Source organism: Streptomyces sp. NPDC091279, from assembly GCF_044757465.1.
Taxonomy (GTDB): domain Bacteria; phylum Actinomycetota; class Actinomycetes; order Streptomycetales; family Streptomycetaceae; genus Streptomyces.
This window is the reverse complement of record NZ_JBIVVA010000011.1, coordinates 102,707-127,131: the sequence shown is the minus strand read 5'-3', so window position 1 is coordinate 127,131 and position 24,425 is coordinate 102,707. Positions and strand designations below refer to the sequence as shown.

21 protein-coding genes are annotated in these 24,425 nt (G+C 72.1%); 9 read left to right on the top strand and 12 right to left on the bottom strand.

What is annotated here, in order from left to right; all coding sequences use genetic code 11:
• The first annotated feature begins 190 nt into the window (after positions 1–190).
• Complete coding sequence (locus tag ACIQOU_RS26875) at positions 191–940, top strand: enoyl-CoA hydratase/isomerase family protein (RefSeq protein ID WP_401539953.1); 750 nt, start codon at positions 191–193, stop codon at positions 938–940.
• On the opposite strand, the gene ACIQOU_RS26870 is transcribed toward ACIQOU_RS26875, so the two are convergent.
• Positions 927–1,562: a DJ-1/PfpI family protein gene (locus ACIQOU_RS26870; protein ID WP_401539950.1), complete on the bottom strand. Its 636-nt coding sequence runs from the start codon at positions 1,560–1,562 to the stop codon at positions 927–929. The two genes, ACIQOU_RS26875 and ACIQOU_RS26870, sit on opposite strands and share 14 nt — an antisense overlap.
• Before the next feature lie 8 nt (positions 1,563–1,570).
• Positions 1,571–2,533, bottom strand: coding sequence for a GlxA family transcriptional regulator (locus ACIQOU_RS26865; RefSeq protein WP_401539948.1), 963 nt, complete (start codon positions 2,531–2,533; stop codon positions 1,571–1,573).
• Positions 2,534–2,645: 112 nt separating this feature from the next.
• Here ACIQOU_RS26865 and ACIQOU_RS26860 point away from each other — a divergent pair, with 112 nt between their 5' ends.
• Together ACIQOU_RS26860 and ACIQOU_RS26855 are read left to right on the top strand one after the other, a co-directional pair.
• A complete protein-coding gene (locus ACIQOU_RS26860; protein ID WP_401539946.1) occupies positions 2,646–3,515 on the top strand; it encodes a hypothetical protein in 870 nt (289 codons plus the stop codon).
• An 80-nt stretch (positions 3,516–3,595) separates the two neighbouring features.
• Positions 3,596–5,995 carry a Tex family protein gene (locus ACIQOU_RS26855; RefSeq protein WP_401539945.1) on the top strand — a complete coding sequence of 800 codons (2,400 nt, stop codon included), beginning with the start codon at positions 3,596–3,598 and terminating at the stop codon, positions 5,993–5,995.
• Between the two features lie 143 nt (positions 5,996–6,138).
• Here ACIQOU_RS26855 and ACIQOU_RS26850 read toward each other — a convergent pair whose 3' ends face one another.
• The gene (locus tag ACIQOU_RS26850) at positions 6,139–7,779 is read right to left on the bottom strand and encodes an ABC-F family ATP-binding cassette domain-containing protein (RefSeq protein WP_401539943.1); all 1,641 of its coding nucleotides are present in this window, start codon (positions 7,777–7,779) and stop codon (positions 6,139–6,141) included.
• A gap of 88 nt (positions 7,780–7,867) precedes the next feature.
• Between ACIQOU_RS26850 and ACIQOU_RS26845 the strand changes: the two genes are divergently transcribed.
• Positions 7,868–8,821 carry an FAD-dependent oxidoreductase gene (locus ACIQOU_RS26845; RefSeq protein ID WP_401539941.1) on the top strand — a complete coding sequence of 318 codons (954 nt, stop codon included), beginning with the start codon at positions 7,868–7,870 and terminating at the stop codon, positions 8,819–8,821.
• A 5-nt stretch (positions 8,822–8,826) separates the two neighbouring features.
• Here the strand turns inward: ACIQOU_RS26845 and ACIQOU_RS26840 are convergent, their stop codons facing one another.
• Positions 8,827–10,776 (bottom strand): Xaa-Pro dipeptidyl-peptidase, encoded by a 1,950-nt coding sequence (locus ACIQOU_RS26840; protein WP_401539938.1) that lies wholly within the window; start codon positions 10,774–10,776, stop codon positions 8,827–8,829.
• Between the two features lie 221 nt (positions 10,777–10,997).
• On the opposite strand from ACIQOU_RS26840, the gene ACIQOU_RS26835 reads away from it, so the two are divergent.
• A complete protein-coding gene (locus ACIQOU_RS26835; RefSeq protein WP_401539935.1) occupies positions 10,998–12,500 on the top strand; it encodes a M1 family metallopeptidase in 1,503 nt (500 codons plus the stop codon).
• Positions 12,501–12,585: 85 nt separating this feature from the next.
• Here ACIQOU_RS26835 and ACIQOU_RS26830 read toward each other — a convergent pair whose 3' ends face one another.
• Positions 12,586–14,052 carry an amino acid permease gene (locus ACIQOU_RS26830; RefSeq protein WP_401540519.1) on the bottom strand — a complete coding sequence of 489 codons (1,467 nt, stop codon included), beginning with the start codon at positions 14,050–14,052 and terminating at the stop codon, positions 12,586–12,588.
• 217 nt (positions 14,053–14,269) lie between these two features.
• On the opposite strand from ACIQOU_RS26830, the gene ACIQOU_RS26825 reads away from it, so the two are divergent.
• Entirely contained in the window at positions 14,270–14,983 is a 714-nt protein-coding gene (locus tag ACIQOU_RS26825; protein ID WP_401539933.1) for a MerR family transcriptional regulator, read from the top strand.
• Between the two features lie 27 nt (positions 14,984–15,010).
• Here the strand turns inward: ACIQOU_RS26825 and ACIQOU_RS26820 are convergent, their stop codons facing one another.
• The 4 genes from ACIQOU_RS26820 to ACIQOU_RS26805 form a co-directional block, all read right to left on the bottom strand.
• Positions 15,011–17,188 (bottom strand): 3-hydroxyacyl-CoA dehydrogenase NAD-binding domain-containing protein, encoded by a 2,178-nt coding sequence (locus ACIQOU_RS26820; protein ID WP_401539930.1) that lies wholly within the window; start codon positions 17,186–17,188, stop codon positions 15,011–15,013.
• Positions 17,189–17,223: 35 nt separating this feature from the next.
• Complete coding sequence (locus ACIQOU_RS26815) at positions 17,224–18,438, bottom strand: acetyl-CoA C-acetyltransferase (protein ID WP_401539927.1); 1,215 nt, start codon at positions 18,436–18,438, stop codon at positions 17,224–17,226.
• A gap of 160 nt (positions 18,439–18,598) precedes the next feature.
• The gene (locus ACIQOU_RS26810; RefSeq protein ID WP_401539925.1) at positions 18,599–19,750 is read right to left on the bottom strand and encodes a CaiB/BaiF CoA transferase family protein; all 1,152 of its coding nucleotides are present in this window, start codon (positions 19,748–19,750) and stop codon (positions 18,599–18,601) included.
• 217 nt (positions 19,751–19,967) lie between these two features.
• Positions 19,968–20,348, bottom strand: coding sequence for an MmcQ/YjbR family DNA-binding protein (locus ACIQOU_RS26805; protein WP_401539922.1), 381 nt, complete (start codon positions 20,346–20,348; stop codon positions 19,968–19,970).
• 90 nt (positions 20,349–20,438) lie between these two features.
• Here ACIQOU_RS26805 and ACIQOU_RS26800 point away from each other — a divergent pair, with 90 nt between their 5' ends.
• Positions 20,439–21,617, top strand: a complete 1,179-nt coding sequence (locus tag ACIQOU_RS26800) for a saccharopine dehydrogenase family protein (RefSeq protein WP_401539920.1) — start codon at positions 20,439–20,441, stop codon at positions 21,615–21,617.
• Between the two features lie 458 nt (positions 21,618–22,075).
• Here ACIQOU_RS26800 and mmpA read toward each other — a convergent pair whose 3' ends face one another.
• Positions 22,076–22,222, bottom strand: a complete 147-nt coding sequence (mmpA, locus tag ACIQOU_RS26795) for a morphogenic membrane protein MmpA (protein ID WP_401539918.1) — start codon at positions 22,220–22,222, stop codon at positions 22,076–22,078.
• 190 nt (positions 22,223–22,412) lie between these two features.
• On the opposite strand from mmpA, the gene ACIQOU_RS26790 reads away from it, so the two are divergent.
• Entirely contained in the window at positions 22,413–22,601 is a 189-nt protein-coding gene (locus tag ACIQOU_RS26790) for a hypothetical protein (protein WP_401539915.1), read from the top strand.
• Here the strand turns inward: ACIQOU_RS26790 and ACIQOU_RS26785 are convergent.
• Complete coding sequence (locus ACIQOU_RS26785; protein WP_401539912.1) at positions 22,577–23,272, bottom strand: endonuclease V; 696 nt, start codon at positions 23,270–23,272, stop codon at positions 22,577–22,579. The two genes, ACIQOU_RS26790 and ACIQOU_RS26785, sit on opposite strands and share 25 nt — an antisense overlap.
• A 46-nt stretch (positions 23,273–23,318) precedes the next feature.
• Positions 23,319–23,645, bottom strand: coding sequence for a plasmid stabilization protein (locus tag ACIQOU_RS26780; RefSeq protein WP_401539910.1), 327 nt, complete (start codon positions 23,643–23,645; stop codon positions 23,319–23,321).
• A gap of 221 nt (positions 23,646–23,866) precedes the next feature.
• Between ACIQOU_RS26780 and ACIQOU_RS26775 the strand changes: the two genes are divergently transcribed.
• On the top strand, positions 23,867–24,280 hold the full coding sequence (locus tag ACIQOU_RS26775) for an SsgA family sporulation/cell division regulator (RefSeq protein ID WP_401539908.1): 414 nt from the start codon (positions 23,867–23,869) through the stop codon (positions 24,278–24,280).
• Positions 24,281–24,425: the final 145 nt, after the last annotated feature.

The window sequence follows — 24,425 nt, the reverse complement described above, 5'->3', positions numbered from 1 at the left end:
GAACAGAAGTCAGCAAATATCGAACGTTTCTGACCATCTGCGAATGACCTGGTCGGCCGGGTGACCACTGCTGTCCGCCGCGCGCCGCCTTCCCGACAGTTCGGGCGTTCCGGGTTTGGCGCGGCCCGCGCCCGGTTCGCCCGGCTCCCTCCCGCTCCCGCGTGCCGGACGTGCCGCTAGCATCCGGATCATGGAGCCCCAACTGTCCCACCGCGTCGCCGACTCGGTCGCCACCGTCGTCATCCGTCACCCCGCCAAGCGCAACGCCATGACGGCCGCGATGTGGGCCGCCCTGCCGCCGCTGCTCGACACGCTCGCCGCCGACCGTGAGGTGCGGGCGCTGGTGCTGACCGGGGAGGGCGGGACGTTCTGCGCCGGGGCCGACATCTCGACGTTGCGCGGGTCCTCGGCGACGGCGCAGGGGCTCGCGGTGGCGGCGGAGGAGGCGCTCGCCGCGTTCCCGAAGCCGACGCTGGCCGCGATCCGGGGGCACTGTGTGGGCGGCGGCGCGCAGTTGGCGGCGGCCTGCGATCTGCGGTTCGCGCAGGAGGGCGCGCTGTTCGGGGTGACACCGGCGAAGCTCGGGATCGTGTACGCGGCCTCCTCCACCCGGCGGTTGGTGGCGCTGGTGGGTCCGGCCGCCGCCAAGTACCTGCTGTTCTCCGGGGAGTTGATCGACGCCGGGCGGGCGCTGCGCACCGGGATGGTCGACGAGGTGCTGCCGGAGGGCGAACTCGACAAGCGGGTCGCGGAGTTCACCCGCGTCCTGGCGTCCCGTTCGCAGCTGACGCAGGCGGCGGCGAAGGAGTTCGCGAACGGGCGGACCGACCGTGACGCGTACTGGACCGCGCAGGCGCGCGGCAGCGGCGACACCGCGGAGGGCGTCGCCGCGTTCCTGGAGCGCCGGGCGCCGCACTTCACCTGGACTACATCGGGCTGAACCGGCTCCCCGCGCGCAGCTCGGCCACCAGCTGGGCGGGCGCCTTCTCGGGCGACCCGGCGTCGTAGGGCGGCTGGGGGTCGTACTCGGTCAACAGCTGGACGGCCTGGGCGTGTTCGTCGCCGGCGATCCTCCCCAGCAGGGTCAGGCCCATGTCGATGCCGGAGGAGACGCCGGCCGCGGTGACGTACTTGCCGTCGGTGACGACCCGCTCGCCGGTGGGTTCGGCGCCGTACTCCTTGAGGGCGTCCAGGGCGAGCCAGTGGGAGGTGGCGCGGCGGCCCCTGAGCAGTCCGGCGGCGGCGAGCAGCAGGGAGCCGGTGCACACCGAGGTGGTCCAGGTGCTGGTGGCGTCGGCGGTGCGCAGCCAGTCGAGGAGGGTGTCGTTGGTCATCTGCGGGGTCTGGCCCGGGCCGCCCGGGACGACGACGAGGTCGGGGCGCGGTACGTCGGCGAGGGTGCGGTCGGCGGTGAGGGCGAGGGTGCCCGCCTCGTTGCGGACGGGGCCGGTCCGCTCGGCGACGAAGACGGTCCGCGCGCCCGGGAGTCGGCCGAGGGTCTCGTAGGGGCCGACGGCGTCCAGGGCGGTGAAGCGGTCGAACAGCACGATGGCGATCTGCATCGGGGTTCCTAACGGTGGGCGGGTGCGGGGCGGAACCGGCGGCGGTACTCGGCGGGGGCCGTGTCGAGGGCCTTGACGAAGGCGCGGCGCATGGCCTCGGGGGTGCCGTAGCCGCAGGTCCGGGAGATCTCCTCGACGCCGTCGCCGGTGTCCTCCAGGAGGCGGCGGGCGTGTTCGAGGCGGACCCGGTCGACGTAACGCCCGGGGGTGGTGCCGGTCTCCGCCTCGAAGGCGCGGGCGAAGTGACGGGGCGAGAGCGCGGCGCGGGCGGCGAGGGCGTCGACGCTCAGGTCGTCGGCGGGGTGTTCGGTGATCCACTGCTGGACCTCGCGCAACGGCTCGCGCCGGGCGGTCTGGGCGGCCAGCTGGACGCTGAACTGCGCCTGGTTGCCGGGGCGGCGCAGGAAGACCACCAGGTGCCGGGCGACGGTCAGCGCGAGCTGTCGGCCCAGGTCCTCCTCCACCAGGGCGAGCGCGAGGTCGATGCCCGAGGTGACGCCGGCCGAGGTGGCGACGTGGCCGTCACGGACGTAGATGGGATCGGGGTCGACCTCGACGGCCGGGTGGTCGTGGGCGAACTGTTCGCAGTAGGCCCAGTGGGTGGTGGCGCGGCGGCCGTCCAGCAGTCCGGCGTCGGCGAGCAGGATCGCGCCGGTGCAGACCGACACCAGGCGCGGGACGCCGGGGCCGTGCGCCCGCAGCCACCGCGTCAGACGCGGGTCGGCGTCCCGCGTGCCGATACCGCCGGGGACGATCAGGGTGTGCGGCTCGGGAACGTCGGCGAGGGCACCGTCCGGCAGCAGGGTGAGGCCGCTGGAGGTGCGGACGGGGGCGCCGTCGAGGGACGCGGTGCGGATGCGGTAGCTGCCCGGCGCGGCCGTATCGGCGCCGGCGAAGACCTCCACCGGGCCGGTGACGTCCAGGCTCTGGACGCCGTCGAAGAGGAGCACGAGAACGGTGTGCTGCGTCATGACGTCGATTCTTGGCGAGCCACGGGACGTCCGCAACGACGTTCTCCCCACCTTTTCAGCCATCGGCGCTCACCCCTTCATGCCCTACCGACCAGTGGGTAACGTGCGGGGCATGACTACTTCCGCTCTGGAACCACGCGCCGGCCGCCGCTGCCACACCGTGCTCAACTCCGTGCACTCCACGCTGTACTTCTCGCCCGACCTGGTCGAGGAGATGGCGGCGCTGGGCATCAAGGAACGGCCTGCGGTCAATTTCGCCCTGCGGTCGGCGGCGCTGGGGCGGGTGGGCGCGGGGACGGTGGCGGCGACCTTCTACAACTACAAGTACGAACTCGTCGCCCGATACGTTCCCGCCGTCTGGGACATCGCCGCGCCGGAGCAGGTGCTGGCCGCACGCGCGCGTGCCGCCGACGCGACGCTGCGGCGCCTGCTGGGAGCGGAGACCCTCGCCTCCGAGGCGATGGCGGAGGCCGCCGGACTCGCGCTGCGCGCCGCCGAGGCGTGCACCCGGCCCGGCCGCCCGCTGTACGCGGCGCACGCCGACCTGCCGGTGCCGAAGGAGGCGCACCTCGCGTACTTCCACGCCGCGACGCTGCTGCGTGAGCACCGCGGGGACGGTCACCTCGCGGCGCTGATCGAGGCCGGGCTCGACGGTCTGGAGGCGGTGGTGACGCACACCGCCACGGGCAAGGGCATGCGGCCCAAGTGGGCGTTCCTGACGCGCGGTTGGGAGCAGGCGGACTGGGACGCGGCGTGCGGGCGGCTGCGGGAGCGCGGGCTGCTGGACGGCGACGGCGAGCTGACCGGGGCGGGGGTCGCGCTGCGGGAGGAGATCGAGGCGCGGACGGACCGGCTGGACCGGGCGCCCTATGACCATCTCGGCGCCGAGGGAGTGGCCCGGCTGACCGAGTTGGCGGGCGGGTTCGCGGGCGCCGTGGTGGCGGCCGGGGCGTTTCCGGAGGATCTGCGCGGGAAGCGGTGACGGCGGCGCCCTGAGCCCCGGTTGTCAGTGCCACCTGCCACAATTGCGGCGCAACCTCAGTGAGAAGGCGGTACGGCATCGTGACGACACCCGGGTCCCTGGTGACAGGGTCCATCGAAGGCAGGATCGCCGCGGAGCTCGGCGTACGGGAGCGGCAGGTCAGGGCTGCCGTGGAGCTGCTGGACGGCGGTTCGACGGTGCCCTTCATCGCCCGCTACCGCAAGGAAGCGACCGAGATGCTCGACGACGCGCAGCTGCGCACGCTTGAGGAACGGCTGCGCTATCTGCGGGAGCTGGAGGAGCGGCGCGCCGCGATCCTGGAGTCGGTGCGTGAGCAGGGCAAGCTGACCGAGGAGTTGGAGGCGCGCATCCGGGGCGCCGAGACCAAGGCGCGGCTTGAGGACATCTATCTGCCGTTCAAGCCGAAGCGGCGCACCAAGGCGCAGATCGCGCGTGAGGCGGGCCTGGAGCCGCTGGCGGACGGGCTGCTGGGTGATCCGACGGTCGAACCGCTGGCGGCGGCCGCCGCGTTCGTCGACGCCGACAAGGGCGTCGCCGATCCGCAGGCCGCCCTGGACGGTGCGCGGGCGATCCTCACCGAGCGGTTCTCCGAGGACGCGGACCTGATCGGCGAGTTGCGCGAGCGGATGTGGGTGCGGGGGCGGCTGGCCGCGAAGGTGCGGGACGGCAAGGAGGAGGCGGGCGCGAAGTTCGCCGACTACTTCGACTTCGCCGAGCCGTTCACCGCCCTGCCCTCGCACCGCGTGCTGGCGATGCTGCGCGGCGAGAAGGAGGAGGTCCTCGACCTCGTCCTGGAGCCGGAGGAGGCGACCGAGGGCCCGTCCTCGTACGAGGGCACGGTGGCGCACCGCTTCGGCGTCACCGACCGCGGCAGGCCCGGCGACAAGTGGCTGAAGGACACCGTGCGTTGGGCCTGGCGCACCCGCATCCTGGTGCACCTCGGCATCGACCTGCGGCTGAGGCTGCGCACCGCCGCCGAGGACGAGGCCGTCCAGGTGTTCGCGACGAACCTGCGCGACCTGCTGCTCGCCGCCCCGGCCGGCACGCGCGCGACGCTCGGTCTCGACCCCGGCTTCCGCACCGGCGTGAAGGTGGCCGTGGTGGACGCGACCGGCAAGGTCGTCGCCACCGACGTCATCCACCCGCATGTCCCGGCCAACCGCTGGGACGAGGCGATCGCCAAGCTGGCCCGGCTCGCCGCCGCGCACACGGTCGAGCTGATCGCGATCGGCAACGGCACGGCGTCCCGCGAGACCGACAAGCTCGCCGGTGAACTGATCGCCAAGCACCCGGAGTTGAACCTCACCAAGGTGATGGTGTCGGAGGCGGGCGCGTCCGTGTACTCGGCGTCCGCGTTCGCCTCGCAGGAGCTGCCCGAGATGGACGTGTCGCTGCGCGGCGCGGTCTCCATCGCGCGTCGGCTCCAGGACCCGCTGGCCGAGCTGGTGAAGATCGACCCCAAGTCGATCGGGGTCGGCCAGTACCAGCACGACCTGTCCGAGGTGAAGTTGTCGCGTTCGCTGGACGCGGTGGTGGAGGACTGTGTGAACGGCGTCGGCGTGGACGTCAACACGGCCTCGGCGCCGCTCCTGTCCCGCGTCTCCGGCATCACCTCGGGCCTCGCGGAGAACATCGTGGCGCACCGCGACGCCAACGGCCCGTTCACCGGACGCCGTCAGCTCAAGGACGTGGCGCGGCTCGGCCCGAAGGCGTTCGAGCAGTGCGCGGGCTTCCTGCGTATCCGGGGCGGCGACCCGTTGGACGCCTCCAGCGTGCACCCGGAGGCGTATCCGGTGGTGCGGCGGATGGTGAAGACGTCCGGGCAGGAGGTCGGGGCGCTCATCGGCAACACGTCGGTGCTGCGGTCGCTGCGCGCGGACGACTTCGTGGACGAGTCGTTCGGTCTGCCGACCGTGACCGACATCCTCAAGGAGTTGGAGAAGCCCGGCCGCGACCCGCGTCCCGCCTTCAAGACGGCCACCTTCAAGGAGGGCGTCGAGAAGATCTCCGACCTCGCGCCGGGCATGGTCCTGGAGGGCGTCGTCACGAACGTCGCGGCGTTCGGGGCGTTCGTGGACGTCGGTGTCCATCAGGACGGTCTGGTGCATGTGTCCGCGCTGTCGAAGACGTTCGTGAAGGACCCGCGGGACGTGGTGAAGTCCGGGGACATCGTGAAGGTGAAGGTGCTGGACGTCGATATTCCGCGGAAGCGGATCTCGTTGACGCTGCGGTTGGACGATGAGGCGAGTCCTCGCGGGGAGCGGCAGGGGGACGGGGGTGAGCGGCGGTCTTCTCGGGGCGGGCGTGCGCCCCAGCCTCGGCAGCAGCGCCCTCAACGTGAGGGGGGCGGTGAGCGGGGGCGGCGTCAGGGGGCGTCGGCGCCGGCGCCTGCCAACAGTGCGATGGCCGATGCTCTGCGCCGGGCGGGGTTGACGGAACCCCCGAAGGGGAGGCGCTAGGGGCTTGTTGGGGGCCGTGGGGGGCTGGGGCCGTGGGGGGGCTGGGGCCGTGGGGAACTGGGGCTGTGGGGAACTGCGGCGCCGTCGTGGCTGGTCGCGCAGTTCCCCGCGCCCCTTTCAGGGGCGCTGCCGCACCCGGCGTTCTAGTGTTCCGTCAGTTTTCCTGCTGTTACCTCTAGGCGGCGGGTTACCTGGACTGCGTTGAGCATGCGGCGGTCGTGGGTGATGAGGAGGAGGGTGCCCTCGTAGGTGTTGAGGGCGGACTCCAGCTGTTCGATCGCCGGGAGGTCCAGGTGGTTGGTGGGCTCGTCGAGGACCAGGAGGTTGACGCCTCGGCCCTGGAGGAGGGCCAGGGCGGCGCGGGTGCGTTCGCCCGGGGAGAGGCCCGTCGCCGGGCGCAGTACATGGCCGGACTTGAGGCCGAACTTGGCCAGCAGGGTGCGGACATCGGCCGGTTCGGTGTCGGGGACGGCCGCGCAGAACGCGTCGAGCAGGGACTCCGTGCCGTGGAACAGCTGGCGGGCCTGGTCGACCTCGCCGACCAGGACGCCTGAGCCGAGCCCGCCCGCACCGGCGTCCAGCGGGATGCGGCCGAGGAGCGCGCCGAGCAGCGTCGACTTGCCGGCTCCGTTGGCGCCGGTCACCGCGACCCGGTCCGCCCAGTCGATCTGGAGGGTGACCGGCCCGAACGTGAAGTCGCCGCGGCGCACCTCGGCGTCCCGCAGGGTCGCGACGACGGCGCCGGAACGCGGGGCCGACGCGATCTCCATGCGCAGCTCCCACTCCTTGCGGGGCTCGTCGACGACGTCCAGGCGTTCGATCATCCGCTGGGTCTGCCGGGCCTTCGCGGCCTGCTTCTCGCTGGCCTCGCTGCGGAACTTGCGGCCGATCTTGTCGTTGTCGTTGTTCGCCTTGCGGCGGGCGTTCTTGACGCCCTTGTCCATCCAGGAGCGCTGGGTCTGTGCCCGGTCCTGGAGGGCGGAGCGCTTGTCGGCGTACTCCTCGTAGTCGTCGCGGGCGTGCCTGCGGGCCACCTCGCGCTCTTCGAGGTAGGCCGCGTAGCCGCCGCCGTAGAGGTTGATCTGGCCCTGGGCGAGGTCGAGTTCGAGGACCTTGGTGACCGTGCGGGTGAGGAACTCGCGGTCGTGGCTGACCACCACGGTGCCGGCCCGCAGGCCGCTCACGAAGCGTTCGAGGCGCTCCAGGCCGTCGAGGTCGAGGTCGTTGGTGGGCTCGTCGAGGAGGAAGACGTCGTAGCGGGACAGCAGCAGGGAGGCGAGGCCCGCACGGGCGGCCTGGCCGCCGGAGAGGGAGGTCATGGGCTGGTCGAGGTCGACGGTCAGACCGAGCGAGTCGGCGACCTCCTCGGCGCGTTCGTCGAGGTCGGCGCCGCCGAGGTCGAGCCAGCGCTCCAGGCTGGTGGCGTAGGCGTCGTCGGCGCCGGGTGCTCCGTCGACGAGTGCCTGGGTCGACTCGTCCATGATCCGCTGGGCCTCGGTGACGCCGGTGCGGCGGGCGAGGAAGTCCCGCACGGTCTCGCCCGGCTGGCGTTCCGGTTCCTGCGGGAGGTGGCCGACGGTCGCCGACGGCGGGGACAGGCGCAGCTCCCCCGCCTCCGGCGCGAGGAGGCCCGCGAGCATCCTGAGCAGGGTGGACTTGCCGGCGCCGTTGGCACCGACCAGGCCGATCACGTCCCCGGGCGCGACGACGAGGTCGAGTCCGGTGAACAGGGAGCGCTCACCGTGTCCGGCGGCGAGGTTCTTGGCGACGAGAGTGGCAGTCATCAGGTCGTCGATCCTAACGGCCGGGCCGGGGTCGGTGGCGCGCCGGTGCCCTGGTGCGCGGCGGGGCCGCGTCGGTTACCGTCCGCGCGTGGAGAGCGAACGCGGCAACGACGTCATCGTGATCGGCGGCGGGGTCATCGGCCTGACGACGGCCGTGGTCCTCGCCGAGCGCGGCCTCGGGGTGCGGGTGTGGACCCGGGACCCGGTCGAGCGGACGACCTCGGCGGTGGCCGGGGCGCTGTGGTGGCCGTACCGGATCGAGCCGGAGGCGCGGGTCGGCGCGTGGTCGCTGAACTCCCTGACTGTGTACGAGGAGTTGGCCGAGCGGCCCGAGGAGACCGGGGTGCGGCTGGTCGAGGGGGTCCAGGGGCAGGCGCGGCTCGACGCGTTGGGGGCGTGGGCGGCGCGGGTGCCGGGGCTGCGGGCGGCGACGGCCGAGGAGTACGCCGGTGGCGGGCTGTGGGCGCGGCTGCCGTTGATCGACATGGCGGTCCATCTGCCGTGGCTGCGGGCGCGGTTGGTGCGGGCGGGCGGGGTGGTCGAGGAGCGGACGGTGGCGGCGCTGACGGAGGCGGATACGCCGGTCGTCGTCAACTGCACCGGGCTCGGGGCGCGTGAGGTGGTGCCGGACGCCTCGGTGCGTCCGGTGCGCGGGCAGTTGGTCGTGGTGGCCAACCCCGGCATCACCACCTGGCTCGGCACGACCGACGCCGACGGCACGATGGCCTACCTCTTCCCGCACGCCGACCGGCTGCTCCTGGGTGGCACGGCCGAGGAGGACGTGTGGTCGACGGAGCCCGATCCGGCGGTGGCCGAGGCGATCGTGCGACGGTGTGCGGCGGTGCGGCCGGAGATCGCCGGGGCGCGGGTGCTCGCCCACCGGGTGGGGTTGCGGCCGTACCGGGACGCGGTCCGGCTGGAACGCGAACTCCTCCCGGACGGCCGGGTGTTGGTGCACAACTACGGTCACGGCGGAGCCGGCGTGACGGTGGCCTGGGGGTGTGCGCGGGAGGCGGCCGGGCTGGCGTTCCCGGCCGCCTGATCCGCTCAGCCCCTGGGGATGCGCGGGGCGGGGCCCGGTGCGCTGACGCTGTCCAGGGGGGTGAACGACGGTGCGGTGGCCGCCGATCCGGTGGTGGCCCGCGTGAGGGCCGGGGCGCCGCCGACGAGGGGGAGGTCGGCGGAGGTGCGGGCCAGGTCCAGGGTGAGGGTCGGGGTGTCGGCGGGCGGGTCGATGAGGTTCTTGTCGGTGCCCGCGATGATCAGCGCGAGGCGGTGCCCGGCGGGGACGACGTGGTCGGTGGCCGCGAGGTCGACGGTGAGGGTGTACGCCGTGCCCGGGGTGAGCGGGACGCCCTTGTCGGGTGAGGCGTAGGTGCCGAGGTCGGCCCAGCCCCGGCTGAACACCGTGGCGGTGACGCCGGTGGTCTTGGCGCGGGTGGCCAGGTAGCAGGCACTGTCGCCCGCTGTGCTCTCGCCCCAGCAGGTGCGGTTGGTGAGGGTGCTGATGCCCTCGGCGGAGTCGGCGTAGTTGCGGACGGTGTCGGGGCCGAGGTCCACGAGGACGGTAGAGAGGTGCGCGGTCCTGGTGGTGGGCGTCGCGGTGACGGTGACCTGGGAGGAACCCGAAAGACGCAGGTCACGGGTGAGGGGCGCGGTGACGAAGCCGGCCTTGGCGGGGGTGGAGGTGTCGATGCGGGCGGCCCAGTCGGTCTCGCTCAGCCTCGGGTCGTCGGTGAAGGACTCGGTGCCGGTGCCCGGGGTGAGGCCGAGGGTGCCGACGCCGGGGCGGTCGCCGCGGGCGGGGTGCAGGGTGGTGGTGCGGGTGTCGCTCGGGGGCCAGGTGCTGGACGTCTCCCACTGGTCGGGGTGGCGTTCGATGTCGGCCATGGGTTCGGTGTCGATGCCGTTGTCGTAGCCGAGGAGTTCGTGGTCGAACCAGCGGTGCAGGGTGTCGACCCAGGTGCCGCGCCGGAAGTCGAAGGGGTCGACGTGCCCGGTCTGGGAGAGCCAGATCTTGCGCGCGACGCCGTTCTCGGCGAGGGCGTCCCACCACTGGCCGAAGTTCTTGGTGCGGACGTTGAGATCCTGCATGCCGTGGGTCAGGAAGACGCTCGCCTGGACCTTGGCGGCGTCCTTGACGTAGTCACGCTCGGTCCACAACGGCGTCCGGTCGCCGGTGCGGGGTGCCCCGTCGACGAGTTTCCTCTGGACGGCGGCGCACTTGGCGCGGGCGCCGCTGCTCTCCACGGCGTCGGAGAGCCGGTCGGGGCCGGAGTCGTAGAGGGGGGCGCCCTGCGCGAAGTAGTAGTCGTACCAGGAGGAGATGGCGCTGATCGGGACGATCGTCTTGAGGCCTTCGACGCCGGTGGCGGCGACCCCGTTGGCGATGGTGCCGTCCCAGCTCTTGCCGATCATGCCGGTGGCGCCGTTGGTCCAGTCGGCCTGGACGGTGCTGGTGCCGGTGCGGGTCGTGTACGCGCGGGCGCGGCCGTTGAGCCAGTCGATCACGGCCTTCGCGGACTGGATGTCGGAGCGGCCGCCGACGTCGACGCAGCCGTCGGAGCGGTTGGTGCCGGCGAGGTCGACGCCGACGAACGCGTAGCCGCGCGGGACGAAGTAGTTGTCGTAGAAGAGCGGCATCTGGACGACGTCGCCGGCCGCGTCGTAGGTCTTGAGCTGGCTCTCGTTGCCCCGGCCGCAGCAGGAGTAGTAGGGGCTGGCGTCCATGATGACCGGTATCCGCTGCCCCTGCTGGGCGGGTTCGCTGGGCCGGACGATGTCGACGGCCACCCGGTCGGGGCGTCCGTCGCCGTCGTCGTCGAGTCCGGTGTCCACCCAGACGGCTTCGCGGATGGCGTCGGCGTACGAGTAGACGGGGGTGCTCTCCTCGGGTGCCGCGTGGGCCGCCGCCGGGGTGAGGAGGGCCGCCATGAGGGTCGCGACGGCCACCGCCGCGCGCGTTCTCCAGGTCGTGGAGCGTGGGGAAGTCGACATGCGCGGGACGCTACAGCGGTCAACTCCCGTACAGAAGAAGGCATCTGAGCAGGCTGCCGGGGCGGATGTGGCCGGATCGGTGCGGTGGGGCGCGGTGGGACGGGGTCGCTCATGACGGCCGAATGGCGATCATGTGACAGCGGGGGCGATGGACAGGCCCAGGGACACAGCGGCTCAATAGGCTCCGAACAGCTTGTGATCCCCCACGACTTGGAGCTTTCGTGCACCGCAGATTCATCGCGCCGGGCGCACTCGCCGCGGCCTCGCTGCTGCTGGCGGTCCCGGCGTCGGCCGCGAGCTACTCCCCCGGCGCCCCGGGCATCGGCGACCCCTACTACCCGGCGTACGGCAACGGCGGCTACGACGTCTCCCACTACGATCTGCGCCTCAAGTACCAGCCGCAGACGGACGAGTTGGCGGGAACGGCGACCATCCTGGCGCGGACCACGCAGGATCTGTCGCGGTTCGACCTGGACTTCCTGCTGGACGTGAGCGAGGTGCGGGTCAACGGCGCCAAGGCCGCCTTCGCCACCTCCGGCCAGCACGAGCTGGAGATCACGCCGAGTGCGCCGCTGCCCAAGGGCACGCCGATCACGGTGGTGGTCCGCTACAGCGGGGTGCCGTCCACGAAGAGCGCGTACGGCTTCTCCACCTGGCACCGCACGCCGGACGGCGCGGTCGCCGCCGACGAGCCCGAGGCGGCCTGGTGGTGGTACCCGAGCAACGACCACCCGCTGGACAAGGCCACCTACGACGTGTCCGTGGCGGTGCCGGACGGTACCCAGGCGATCTCCAACGGGACGCTCCAGTCGACGAGTTCGCAGCTGGGCTGGACGCGGTACAACTGGCGCCAGGAGAAGCCGCAGGCGACCTACCTGACGACGCTGGCGGTCGGCCGGTTCGACATCACGACGAGCACCTCCGAGGGCGGGGTGCCGGTCGTCAACGCCTACAGCAAGGATCTCGGCGACCAGGACGGGGCCGCGCGGGCGAGCGTGGAGCGGACCGGGGAGCTGGTCGACTGGCTGAGCGGCTACTTCGGCCCGTACCCGTTCAGCTCGGCGGGCGGCTACGTCCCCGACACCACCACCGGGTACGCCCTGGAGACACAGACCCGCGTCTACTACAGCCCCCGGCAGTTCGCGGGCGGTTCGAACGCGTCGCTGGTGGTGCACGAGCTGGCGCACCAGTGGTACGGGGACTCCGTGTCGCTGAAGGGCTGGAAGGACATCTGGATCAACGAGGGCTTCGCGCGGTACGCGCAGTGGCTGTGGTCCGAGCACGAGGGCGAGGGCACGACGCGGGAGCTGGCCGACTACGTGTACGCCTCGCATCCGGCCGACGATCCGTTCTGGACGGTCGCGCCCGGTGACCCCGGTGCTGACCATCAGTTCGACAGCGCGGTGTACGACCGGGGTGCGCTGGCGGTGCAGGCGGTGCGGGAGGCGGTCGGCGCCGACGCGTTCTTCGCGATCCTGAAGGGGTGGCCTCGGGAGCACGCGTACGGCAACGCGTCGGTCGCGGACTTCCGGGCGTACGCCGAGCGGATCTCCGGCAAGCCGCTGGACACCCTCTTCGACACCTGGCTGTTCCAGCCGCAGAAACCGGCCGCGCGCGGAGCCTCGCTCGCCGAGGCGGCGGCGGACCCGGTCGCGCAGCCCAGGTCGTGGCGGCAGATCGAGGCCACGAACTCGGCGCACGAGCACGAGGAGCGGGCGAAGTAACGGACACGACGGTGGCGTCACCTCGGAGGTGTTCTCCGACATGACGCCACCGTAGGTGCTGCCACTGACAATGGGCGCTGACCTGCTACTTCGCCGGGTTGGTCAGCTCGTGGTCGGTGTTCTCGGTGACCCGGCGGCGGACGCCGAACCAGCCGGCGACCAGCATGACCGCGATCACCGGGATCAGCAGCAGGGTCTTGCGGCCCACCTCGGGGTCGTTCCACATCAGGGCGAGGACGGCGACCAGGAACGCGATGGTGACGATCTCGGTGACCGGGCTGCCCGGGAGGCGGAAGGAGGGCCGGGTGAGCCTGCCCTCGCGGGCCCGGCGGACGAAGACCAGGTGGCAGATCATGATGATCACCCAGGTGCTGATGATGCCGAGGGAGGCGACGTTCAGCACGATCTCGAAGGCCTGGCTCGGCATGAGGTAGTTCAGGCCGACGCCGAGGACGCAGACCCCGCAGGTCAGCAGGATGCCGCCGTAGGGCACCTGGTTGCGGTTCATGCGGGCGGTGAACTTCGGGGCCGAGCCCGCCGTCGCCATGGAGCGCAGGATGCGGCCGGTGGAGTACAGGCCGGAGTTGAGGGAGGACATCGCGGCCGTCAGGACGACCAGGTTCATCACGTCGCCGGCCGCCGGGACGCCGATCTTCGACAGGACGGTGACGAACGGGCTCTGGTCGGCGGAGTAGACCGAGCCGGGCAGCAGCAGGGCCAGCAGGACGACGGAGCCGACGTAGAAGAGGCCGACGCGCCACATGATGGAGTTCACGGCGCGCGGGACGACCTTGTGCGGCTCGGCGGTCTCGCCGGCCGCGACGCCGACCAGCTCCAGTGCGGCGTAGGCGAAGATCACGCCCTGCATGACGAGGACGACGGGCATCATGCCGTGCGGGAGGAAGCCGCCGTTGTCGGTGATCACGCTGAGGCCGGGGGTGCGGCCGTCGACCGGGTGCTGGGTGGCGAGCAGGAAGATGCCGATCAGCATGAAGGCGATCAGGGTGGCGACCTTGATGATCGCGAACCAGAACTCCATCTCGCCGAAGATCTTCACGGAGATCAGGTTCACGCCGAGGACGACCGCCAGCGCGATCAGGGCCAGCGTCCACTGGGGGATGCTCGTGAACATGCTCCAGTAGTGGGTGTAGAGCGCGATCGCGGTGATGTCGGCGATGCCGGTCGTCGACCAGTTCAGGAAGTACATCCAGCCCGCGACGTAGGCGCCCTTCTCGCCGAGGAACTCCCGCGCGTACGACACGAAGGACCCGGAGGAGGGCCGGTACAGGACCAGCTCGCCCAGGGCGCGGACGACGAAGAAGGCGAAGACGCCGCAGACGAGGTAGGCGACGGCGAGTGCCGGGCCCGCGTTGTGCAGCCGGCCTCCGGCGCCGAGGAAGAGCCCGGTGCCGATCGCGCCGCCGATGGCGATCATGTTGACGTGGCGGGGTTTGAGGTCCTTGCTGTAGCCGGCGTCGCCCGCGTCGACGGGCGTCTGTGCCGCGTCGGTCGGGGTGGCGGCCTGGGCCGTTTCCACGGCGTCCTTGCTCACGAGGTTGTTCCACTCTCTGGTCCGCCCGGGCGGGTCACGCCCGGGGCTGCCGGTGTTCTCGGCCCGCCGCTCGGTGACGGCACAGACCAAGGCGCCACCTTCCCCTGTCGACGCCCGCCCACGCGGTGGCGCACGTCACAGAGCGGAACATCTCACGTGATCATCACGCTTCCACCCGAGGTTTCACACGTCTGGTGCGACAGCGATACTGCTCCGCATGACGAGCGACACCGAGGAGCCGGTCCTGACGGTCGACGCACTGGCCGCGCGGGCGGGCGTCACGGTGCGCACAGTGCGCTTCTACAGCTCCCGGGGGCTGCTGCCGCCGCCGGTGATCGGTCCGCGTCGGGTGGGGCACTACGGGCCCGAGCATCTGTCGCGGCTGGCGCTGATCGAGGAGTTGCAGCACCAGGGGATGACGCTCGCGGCGATCGAACGGTATCTGGGGCGGCTGCCCGCCGATCTGGACGCGCGGGATCTCGCGCTGCACCGCGCGGTGGTGGCGTCCTGGTCGCCGGTGACCGTGGAGACGGTCGAGCGGCCGGAGCTGGAGCGGCGGGCGGGGCGTCCGCTGGACGACGGCGAGGTGGAGCGGCTCGCGGCGATGGAGGTCGTCGTGCGGGACGGGGAGGCGTTCCGGGTCGACGCGGGGCTGTTGCCGCTCGGGGTGCGGCTGCTGGACGTTCCGCTGGCGCCGGAGACGGTGCTCGCGGCGCGGACCGTGCTGCTGGACCATGCGCGGGCGGCGGCGCACGCGTTGGCGCGGCTGTTGGGGGACGCGGTGTCGGAGCGGGCGCCGCAGGAGGCGCGGTCGCTGTCGGCGCACCTGCAACCTTTGGTGGTGCAGGCGCTGCTGACGACGTTCCAGCGGTCGTTGCAGGAGGAGGTGCGGGAGTGGTGGGGGGAGGCGGAGGAGGCCGGACCCTCCTGACGCGTCGAGGGTCCGGCCGGGGCGTGGCTAGGCGTCCGTGAAGGTCTCGCCCCGGTCCGCCTTCGCCACCAGGAGCGCCGGAGGGGTGAAACGGTCGCCGTAGCGGTCGGCGAGTTCACGCGCGCGGGTGACGAAGCCGGGCAGGCCGCCCGCGTAGCCGTTGATGTATTGCAGGACGCCGCCCGTCCAGCCGGGGAAGCCGATGCCGAGGATCGAGCCGATGTTGGCGTCGGCGACGGAGGTCAGGACGCCCTCTTCGAGGAGCCTCACGGTGTCGAGGGCCTCGGCGAACAGCATGCGTTCCTGCATGTCGCGGAACGGGATCTGGTGGCCGGTCCTGGTGAAGTGCTCGCGCAGCCCCGGCCACAGACCGGTCCGGCCGCCGTCGTCGCCGTAGTCGTAGAAACCCGCTCCCCCACTGCGTCCTGGGCGGTCGAACTCGTCGACCATGCGGTCGATGACGGCCTCGGCGGGGTGTCCCGGCCAGGTGCCGCCCGCCTCCTCGACGGCCCGCCGGGACTCGGCGCGGATCTTGCGCGGGAGGGTGAGCGTCAGTTCGTCCACCAGGGCGAGCACCTTGGCCGGGTAGCCGGCCTGCGCCGCCGCCTGTTCGACCGACGCGGGCTCGATGCCCTCGCCGACCAGGGCGACGCCTTCGTTGATGAAGTGGCCGATCACCCGGGAGGTGAAGAAGCCGCGCGCGTCGTTGACGACGATCGGTGTCTTCTTGATCTGCCGGACCAGGTCGAAGGCGCGCGCGAGGGCCTCGTCGCCGGTGCGCTCGCCCTTGATGATCTCGACGAGCGGCATCTTGTCGACGGGTGAGAAGAAGTGCAGGCCGATGAAGTCGCCCTGGCGTTCGACGCCTTCGGCGAGGGCGGTGATGGGGAGGGTGGAGGTGTTGGAGCAGAGCAGCGCGTCCGGGGCGACGACGTGCTGGATCTCCTGGAACACCTTGTGCTTGAGGGAGCTGTCCTCGAAGACGGCCTCGATGACGGCGTCGCAGCCCGCGAGGTCGGCCGCCTCGGCGGTGGGCGTGATGCGGGCGAGCAGCGCGTCGGCCTTCTCCTGGCTGGTGCGGCCCCGGGAGACGGCCTTGGCGCACAGCGTGCGCGCGTGGTCCTTGCCCTGGTCCGCGGCGGCGGCCGAGACGTCCTTGAGGACGACGTCGATGCCCGCGCGGGCGCACGCGTAGGCGATGCCGGCGCCCATCATCCCGGCGCCGAGGACGGCGACCCTGCGGACCTGGCGGGGTGCGATGTTCCGGGGGCGGTTGGCGCCGGAGTTGACGGCCTGGAGGTCGAAGAAGAACGCCTGGATCATGTTCTTCGAGGTCTGCCCTGCGGCCAGTTCGACGAAGTAGCGGCTCTCGATGACCTGGGCGGTCTCGAAGTCGACCTGGGCTCCTTCGACGGCGGCGGCGAGGATGGCGCGCGGGGCCGGGTAGGGGGCGCCGGCGGTCTGCTTGCGCAGGTTGGCCGGGAACGCGGGCAGGTTGGCTGCGAACTTGGGGTGCGCCGGTGTGCCGCCCGGAATCCGGTGCCCGGGCGTGTCCCAGGGCTGCCGGGACTCGGGGTTCGCGTCGATGTACGCGCGTGCCTTGGCGAGCAGTTCCTCCGGGGTGGCGGCCACCTCGTGGATCAGGCCGTTGTCCAGGGCGCGGGGCGCGGAGTACTGGGTGCCCTGGAGGAGGACCTTGAGGAGGGCGTCGGTGATGCCGAGGAGGCGGACGGTGCGGACGACGCCGCCGCCTCCGGGGAGGAGGCCGAGGGTGACCTCGGGGCAGCCGATCCGGGTGCCGGGCGTGTCGAGGGCGACACGGTGGTGGCAGGCGAGGGCGATCTCGTAACCGCCGCCCAGGGCGGCGCCGTTGAGGGCGGCCACGACGGGCTTGCCGAGGGTTTCGATGCGGCGCAGGTCGCGCTTGATGGCGAGGCCGCCGTCGAGCACCTCCCGCGCGGTCTCGGGGGTGACGCGGATGAGGTCGCGCAGGTCGCCGCCCGCGAAGAACGTCTTCTTGGCGGAGGTGAGGATGATGCCCCGGACGGTGTCCCGCTCGGCCTCCAGGCGGTCGGTGACGGCGGCGAGGGAGGCGCGGAAGGCCGCGTTCATGGTGTTGGCGGACTGGTCGGGGTCGTCGAGGACGAGGGTGACGACGCCGGTGTCGTCCTGCTCCCAGCGGATGGTGGTGGGCTCGGTGCTCATGGGTGAGGTGCTCCGTGTGATCCGTCGGGAGGGGGTCAGATGCGTTCGACGATGGTCGCGATGCCCATGCCGCCGCCGACGCACAGCGTGGCGAGGCCGTAGCGCTTGTCCTGGCGCTCCAGTTCGTCGACGAGGGTGCCGAGGATCATGGCTCCGGTCGCGCCGAGCGGGTGGCCGAGGGCGATCGCACCGCCGTTGACGTTGACCTTGTCCAGGGACAGGCCCATGTCCTTCACGAAGCGCAGCACGACGGCCGCGAACGCCTCGTTGATCTCGACGAGGTCGATGTCGTCGATGGTGAGGTGGGCCCTGGCGAGCGCCTTGCGGGTGGCGGGCGCGGGGCCGGTCAGCATGATGGTGGGTTCGGAGCCGGAGACGGCGGCGGCGACGATCCGCGCGCGCGGGGTGAGGCCGGCCCGGTCGCCCGCTTCTTTGGTGCCGATCGCGACGAGGGCGGCCCCGTCGACGATGCCGGAGGAGTTGCCCGCGTGGTGGACGTGGTCGATCTTCTCGACCCAGTGGTACGTCTCCAGGGCGACGGCGTCGAAGCCGCCGAGGTCGCCGATGTCCGCGAACGACGGCTTCAGTGTGGCGAGGGAGTCGGCGGTGGTGCCGGGCCGCAGGTGTTCGTCGTGGTCGAGGACGATCAGGCCGTTGCGGTCCTTGACGGGGATGACGGAGCGGTCGAAGCGGCCTTCCTTCCAGGCAGTGGCCGCCCGTTCCTGGGAGAGTTCGGCGTACGTGTCGACGTCACGGCGGGAGAAGCCCTCGATGGTGGCGATGAGGTCGGCGCCGATGCCCTGCGGCACGAAGTTGACGGCGAGGTTGGTCATCGGGTCGTTGAACCAGGCGCCGCCGTCCGAGGCCATCGGCACCCGCGACATGGACTCGACGCCACCGGCCAGGACGAGGTCCTCGAAGCCCGCGCGCACCTTGGCCGCGGCCATGTTCACGGCCTCCAGACCCGACGCACAGAAGCGGTTCTCCTGCACCCCCGCGACCGTGTCCGGGAGTCCGGCGGCGAGCGCGGCGATGCGCGCGATGTCGGAACCCTGGTCACCGACCGGTCCGACGACGCCGAGGACGATGTCGTCGATGGCGGCCGGGTCGAGGCCCGGGAAGCGGTCGCGGAGTGCGTGGATGAGTCCGACGACCAGGTCGATGGGCTTGGTGCCGTGCAGGGCACCGTTCGCCTTGCCGCGTCCGCGCGGGGTGCGGATCGCGTCGTACACGTACGCTTCGGTGCTCACTGGTAGGCCTTTCGAACGTGGTTCGGGCGTGCGGGGAACGGCAGTTGATCTCGATGGTTGTGCCGTGGCGGACCGGGGCCACGGCTGTCGCTGGCGTCCCGCGCGGTGACGCGGAACGCGCCGGGCTCCTGGTCGGGCTCGTGGGGGAGGACGCGCCGCTTCATTCCCGGCCCCCGGTGTCCTGGTCCCGCGTCAGGGCGGGCACGTCCCAGTCGCGGGCCACGGCGGTCGTGTCGGCGCCGGGCAGGGCGGGGCCGGTGCGGACGGTGGTCGGGGTCGTGGAGAAGCGGGGTGCGGGGGCCGGTTGGGTGAGGCCGCCGTGGTCGGTGAAGGTGCCGCGCGCGGCGAGGTGCGGGTGGTGCGGGGCCTCGCGCAGCGACAGAACGGGCGCCACGCACGCGTCGGTGCCTTCGAAGAGGGCCGTCCACTCGTCGCGGGTACGGCTGCGGAAGCGGTCGGCGATGGCCACCCGCAGGTCTTCCCAACGGGCCCGGTCCAGGCGGGCGTCGGCGTGTTCCGGGATGCCGAGCAGGGTGAGGAACCGGTGGTAGAAGCGCGGTTCCAGGGCGCCGACGGCCATGTGGCCGCCGTCGGCGGTCTCGTAGGTGCCGTAGTACGGGCAGCCGCCGTCCAGGAGGTTGACGCCGCGCCGGTCCTGCCAGAAGCCCGCGGCGACCGCGCCGTGGATCATCGCGGCGAGGTGGGAGGTGCCGTCGACGATCGCGGCGTCCACGACCTGCCCGGCGCCGCTCACGCGCGCGTGGTGGAGCGCGGCCAGCACGCCGACGACGAGGTAGAGGGCACCGCCCGCGTAGTCGCCGAGCAGGTTGGCGGGGAGGGCGGGCGGCTGGCCGGGGCGGCCGATCATGCCGAGGGTGCCGGTGACGGCGATGTAGTCGATGTCGTGCCCCGCGCGCGGGGCGAGGGGACCGTCCTGGCCCCAGCCGGTCATCCGGCCGTACACGAGCCGGGGGTTGCGGGCGTGGCACGCCTCGGGGCCGACGCCGAGCCGTTCGGCGACGCCGGGCCGGTAGCCCTCGATCAGGAGGTCGGCGCGGGCGGCGAGGTCGAGCACCCGGGCCGGACCTTCGGGTGCCTTGAGGTCGACGAGGACGGAGCGTTTGTTGCGGTTGGTGACGTCGTGGGCGGGGTCGATGCCGAGTACGGGGCCGCCGGGCCGGTCGACGCGGACGACGTCGGCGCCCAGGTCGGCCAGGAGCATGGCGGCGAACGGTCCGGGCCCGATACCGGCCAGCTCCACCACGCGCACGCCGGTGAGCGGGCCCTGCCCCGGCGTCGTTGCCGTTGTCATCCAGCCCCCTGGGGTATGACACAAACGATGTAACACCAGCGATGCTAAGAACGGACTTTCCCGGGCACAAGAGCCGGGCGAGCAAGCGCTTGTCCCATGGCCGGTAGTCAATAGTCGGCACCCGGATCACCCGGATCACCCGGACCCGCCGGGCACCTGCTCCCGGATCTCACCGGGCACCTGCCCCCGGGGCTCACTGCGCCCCCGCCCCCGGGTCTCACCGGGCGTCCAGCTCGCCCAGGAGGCGCCGGGGCGCGACCGCGCGGTAGCTCTCCTCGACCCAGTCGCGGAGCAGCTCGGCGGCCGGGGCGCCCTTCCCCTCCAACGGGACCCACACCCAACCGGCCTTCCCCAGCCCGTATCCGGCGGGCTCGGCGCCCGGGCAGGTCAGGGCGTGCGCGTGCGTCTCCTCGCCGGTGAGCTTCAGCGTCAGGCCCAGCGGATGGCTGCCGTCGGTGACGCCGAGGAAGACGAACACCTTCCCGTTCACCTTGGCCACCGTCTCGCCCCACGGGAACTCCTCCCCCGCGCCGGGCAGCCCGAGGGCGAACTCCCTTACGCTCCCCCACTTCCGCAGGGCATTCCGGTCCGCGGCCACCTGCAACCTCCGGGCTCGTCTTCGGGCTCCGCACTCCTCACGCTAGCCTCGGCCACTGACAACGGCGCGTGCTGCGGACCGAGGGGTGTCATGAACTGGCCGAACAAGACCGACCGTCCGTACGACATCGTGCTCTTCGGAGCCGTCGGTTTCGTCGGCACGCTCACCGCGGAGTACCTCGCCGCGCACGCGCCCGAGGGGCTGCGCTGGGCGATCGCCGGACGCGACGAACGGCGGCTGGAGGCGCTGCGTGAGCGGCTGCCGGGTGACGCGAAGCCCGACGTGCTGTCGGCGGACGCCTCGGATGCCGCGTCGATGCGTGAACTCGCCGGGCACGCGCGCGTGGTGGCCACGACGGTGGGCCCCTATGTGAGCCACGGCGAGCACCTGGTCGCCGCCTGTGCCGACCGTGGCACCGACTATCTCGATCTGTGCGGCGAGCCCGAGTTCGTGGATCTGACGTACGTCCGTCACGACGCACGCGCGCGGGAGAGCGGGGCACGGCTGGTGCACGCCGTCGGCTTCGACTCGGTGCCGCACGACCTGGGCGTGTACTTCACCGTGCGGGAGCTGCCGGAGGGGGTGCCGCTGACGGTCGACGGCTTCGTCACGGCGGACGCGTCCTTCTCGGGCGGCACCCTGGCGTCGGCGCTCAGCCAGTTCGCGCGGGTGCGGCCGATGTGGGCCGCCGAACGGGAGCGCAGGCGGCACGAACCGCGCCTGCCGGGCCGCCGGGTGACAGCGCCGACGGGCACGCCCCGCTTCGCCAAGGAGGTCGGCGCGTGGGCGCTTCCGCTGCCGACCGTCGACCCGCAGATCGTGCGCAGGTCCGCACGGAGTCTGGAGCGGTACGGCCCCGACTTCCGCTACCGCCACTATGCGGCCGTGCGCCGGTTCCCGGTCGCGGCGGGCGGGATCGCGGCCGCCTCCGGGGTCTTCGCCGCGGCCCAGCTGCCGCCCGCCAGGCGCTGGCTGTCGGACCGGCTCAGGCCGGGTGCGGGGCCGAGCGCCGAGAAGCGCGCGAAGAGCTGGTTCTCGGTCCGTTTCGTCGGCGAGGGCGGCGGGCGCCGGGTGTTCACGGAGGTCACCGGCGGCGACCCCGGGTACGGCGAGACGGCGAAGATGTTCGGCGAGGGCGCGCTGTCGCTGGCGTTCGACGACCTGCCTGAGACCTCGGGCCAGGTGACCACGGCGGTCGCGATGGGCGACGCGCTCATCGCGCGGCTGCGCGAGGCGGGCATCGTCTTCCGGGTGGCGGCACGGAGGTGATCTGGCGGGGGCGTCCAGGGGGGCTCGTCCGGGGCGGCTTGGCCGGGGTGACCGGTCTGACCGACCTGGTCCTGGCGACGTGGCCGGGGTGAGCTGGTCGAGGGTGAGGTGCTTCGGCTGGCCGGGGCTGACTGGGCTCGGGCCGGCTGGCTGGTCTGACCCCTCTGGTGGCCCGGTCTCGCCGATTTGATCCGGGTGATCTGATTCGGCTGATCTGACTGGCCTGCCCGGCTGGGCTCAGTCCGGCTGGTCCGACTCGGGGCTGGCGCGGTCCGGCCGGTTCCGTTCGGTCGGCGCGGTCCGGCCGGTCCCGTTCAGCTGGCTCGATCCGGCTCGTCCCGTTCGGTCGGCGCCGGTTCGGCCGGTCCCGTTCGGTCGGCTCCGGTTCAGCTGATCTGGTTCGGGTCAGGGGGTTTGGATGGGGCGGCTTGGCTTAAGGGTTTCGCCGGGTGGCCTTGTCACAGGCTCCAGTCGGCGACCGTGTAGATCATGCCGCCGATCCAGCCGGCTACGGCCAGGACGGAGAGGACCAGCGCGAGCGTCACGGTGCGTTCGACGGGGCGGGTCGAGTCGGCGAGGGGCTTCGGGGCACGGTGCGTCGTCATGGGCACCAGCCTGCCGACCGGGGCGGTGGACGCACATCCGTACGGATACTCAGACTGTGTACTTATCGGAGTCGTCCCGCCGCGCCCGGCGCTGTGGCCCGAGTTGGGACTTTTACTGCCTGGCCGCCTACAGCCCCCGGCTCATGGCTGCGAAAGTTTCACTGGGGACCTCAATGAAACACTTGAGGGTATGAAATTCCTTCTCGAAGTCACCATGGACGACGACGCGTTGGCCAAGGACCCGGCGGGTGAGCTGGGCCGGATTCTGCGGTACTGGGGTGGCAACCTGCACCACTACGCCCTGACCGCCGGGGACGAGGCGGCCGTGTACGACTCGGAGTACCGCGAGGTCGGTCAGTGGCGTGTGGTCGCGTCCTGAAGCGCCCTGCGGCACAGCCCGTCGGCCCTGCGGGTGGTCTCCGGGAGGCGGTAGCTCGGGGTCAGTGACAGCACGTGGGCGCACGCGTTGTCGAGGCTCGTGCGGTGGCCGACGGACACGAAGACCGGCTTGACGCCGTCCCGGGTGCGCAGCGCGCGGCCGACCTCCTCCTGGCCCGCGAGGAGCGGCGACGCGCTGCCACGCGGGGCGCCGGGATCGTCGTAGGTGAAGGTGAACGGGTTCTTCGCGACGCCGATGGTGGGCAGGCCGGTCAGGACGCCCAGGTGGCTGGCGAGGCCGAAGCGGCGCGGGTGGGCGAGGCCGTAGCCGTCGCAGACGACCAGGCCCGGCGGGCACGGCAGGGCGTCGAGGGCGGCCAGGACAGTGGGGATCTCGCGGAAGGCGAGCAGGCCGGGAACGTACGGGAACGACACGCGGCCGACGGCCGTGGCCTCGGCGACGACGTCCAGGGTCGCCGCGTCCAGCACGACGGCCGCCGCCGCGACGATGTCCCGCTCGTCGTCGTAGGCGACATCGACCCCCGTCACCCGGCCGGTGCCGGGCGGTGGGCCGTTCTCGTCGCGTTCCACCCGGGCCCGCAGCTCGTCCTGGACGGCGCGGGCCTCTTCCTCGGTCGTGGGCCAGCCTGCGGGGATGTTCACGGTCGTCATGGTGGTGACGAGCGTACGGTCCTCTCCGCGGCCCGGGGCCGGGGGGTCAGTCCTTGCCGAGCGCGCTCCGCAACTGGCTCTTGTTCATGTCCGAACGGCCCCGCACTCCGCGCCGCTTCGCCTCCTCGTAGAGCTGGTCGTAGGTGGGTCCTGCGGCGCCCTGATGGGAACGGAGGCCGCCGCGCCGTCCGGACGACATGTCCTGCGTGGAGATCCGGCTCGCGGTCTTCGACTCACCGGAACGTGCACGTTCTTTGTTGACCGTCCTCGCGGCGATCTCCTCGGCGCGGTCGGTGCTCTCGCCCCGTTGCAGCGCGATCTCCTTGATGTGCTCGTACTGACGTTCCCGCTTGGGGCTCGCTCCGCGTGGCATGGGTGGCTCCTTTCGCGTCCTCAAGGGCGTGTACCCCGATCGGGTGCGGCTGTCTCACCTGCGTCAGGAACCGGGCCGGGCGGCCGCGCGCCGGTGATGGAGGTCACTCGGAACTCATCGGAACTTTGGTGCACTGAACGGCCCGTTCCTGCGTCTCTCCCATTGCCCGGACCCATCCGCCCGGACACACGTCCAGTCGTCACGTACGAGGGAGCAAGGCGTTGTCCACTGTCATCGACCAGCCCGTGGAGGCTCGCCTCGTCGCGGCGGCGCCCCGTATGGCGAACATCCCGGCCACGCTGCACTACGACGTGAGCGATCCGTTCGCGGTGCGTATGACCTTTCCCGCCCCGGCCACTCTGGAAGGTGTGGACGTCTGCTGGACGTTCGCTCGCGAGTTGCTCTCGGCGGGGTTGGAGGGGGCCGAGGGGCATGGTGACGTGCGGGTGCGGCCTTATGGGTACGACCGGACGGTTCTGGAGTTTCGGGCGCCCGAGGGGACGGCTGTGGTGCATGTCCGTTCGGAGGAGATACGGCGGTTTCTGCGGGCCAGCGGTGAGTTGGTGCCGGCCGGGTTTGAGCATCTCCATCTCGACCTCGATCGGGACCTTGTCGAATTGATGCGGGACGCCTGAACGTTTCGCCGGGGGCGGCGGGGTGGGTCGTCGGTCGTCTGCGGCGCCGCTGTGGCTGGTCGCGCAGTTCCCCGCGCCCCTTTCCCGGCGTGACCGGGCCCCTGGCCGAGATGATCGGGCCCCCTGCCGCTCCCCACGCCGCCTT

Bases quoted from the DNA above. Each gene is read 5' to 3' on its own strand.
- ACIQOU_RS26875 (WP_401539953.1), top strand. From the start codon at position 191: ATGGAGCCCCAACTGTCCCACCGCGTCGCCGACTCGGTCGCCACCGTC.
- ACIQOU_RS26870 (WP_401539950.1), bottom strand. From the start codon at position 1,562: ATGCAGATCGCCATCGTGCTGTTCGACCGCTTCACCGCCCTGGACGCC.
- ACIQOU_RS26865 (WP_401539948.1), bottom strand. From the start codon at position 2,533: ATGACGCAGCACACCGTTCTCGTGCTCCTCTTCGACGGCGTCCAGAGC.
- ACIQOU_RS26860 (WP_401539946.1), top strand. From the start codon at position 2,646: ATGACTACTTCCGCTCTGGAACCACGCGCCGGCCGCCGCTGCCACACC.
- ACIQOU_RS26850 (WP_401539943.1), bottom strand. From the start codon at position 7,779: ATGACTGCCACTCTCGTCGCCAAGAACCTCGCCGCCGGACACGGTGAG.
- ACIQOU_RS26840 (WP_401539938.1), bottom strand. From the start codon at position 10,776: ATGTCGACTTCCCCACGCTCCACGACCTGGAGAACGCGCGCGGCGGTG.
- ACIQOU_RS26825 (WP_401539933.1), top strand. From the start codon at position 14,270: ATGACGAGCGACACCGAGGAGCCGGTCCTGACGGTCGACGCACTGGCC.
- ACIQOU_RS26820 (WP_401539930.1), bottom strand. From the start codon at position 17,188: ATGAGCACCGAGCCCACCACCATCCGCTGGGAGCAGGACGACACCGGC.
- ACIQOU_RS26810 (WP_401539925.1), bottom strand. From the start codon at position 19,750: ATGACAACGGCAACGACGCCGGGGCAGGGCCCGCTCACCGGCGTGCGC.
- ACIQOU_RS26800 (WP_401539920.1), top strand. From the start codon at position 20,439: ATGAACTGGCCGAACAAGACCGACCGTCCGTACGACATCGTGCTCTTC.
- mmpA (WP_401539918.1), bottom strand. From the start codon at position 22,222: ATGACGACGCACCGTGCCCCGAAGCCCCTCGCCGACTCGACCCGCCCC.
- ACIQOU_RS26790 (WP_401539915.1), top strand. From the start codon at position 22,413: ATGAAATTCCTTCTCGAAGTCACCATGGACGACGACGCGTTGGCCAAG.
- ACIQOU_RS26785 (WP_401539912.1), bottom strand. From the start codon at position 23,272: ATGACGACCGTGAACATCCCCGCAGGCTGGCCCACGACCGAGGAAGAG.
- ACIQOU_RS26780 (WP_401539910.1), bottom strand. From the start codon at position 23,645: ATGCCACGCGGAGCGAGCCCCAAGCGGGAACGTCAGTACGAGCACATC.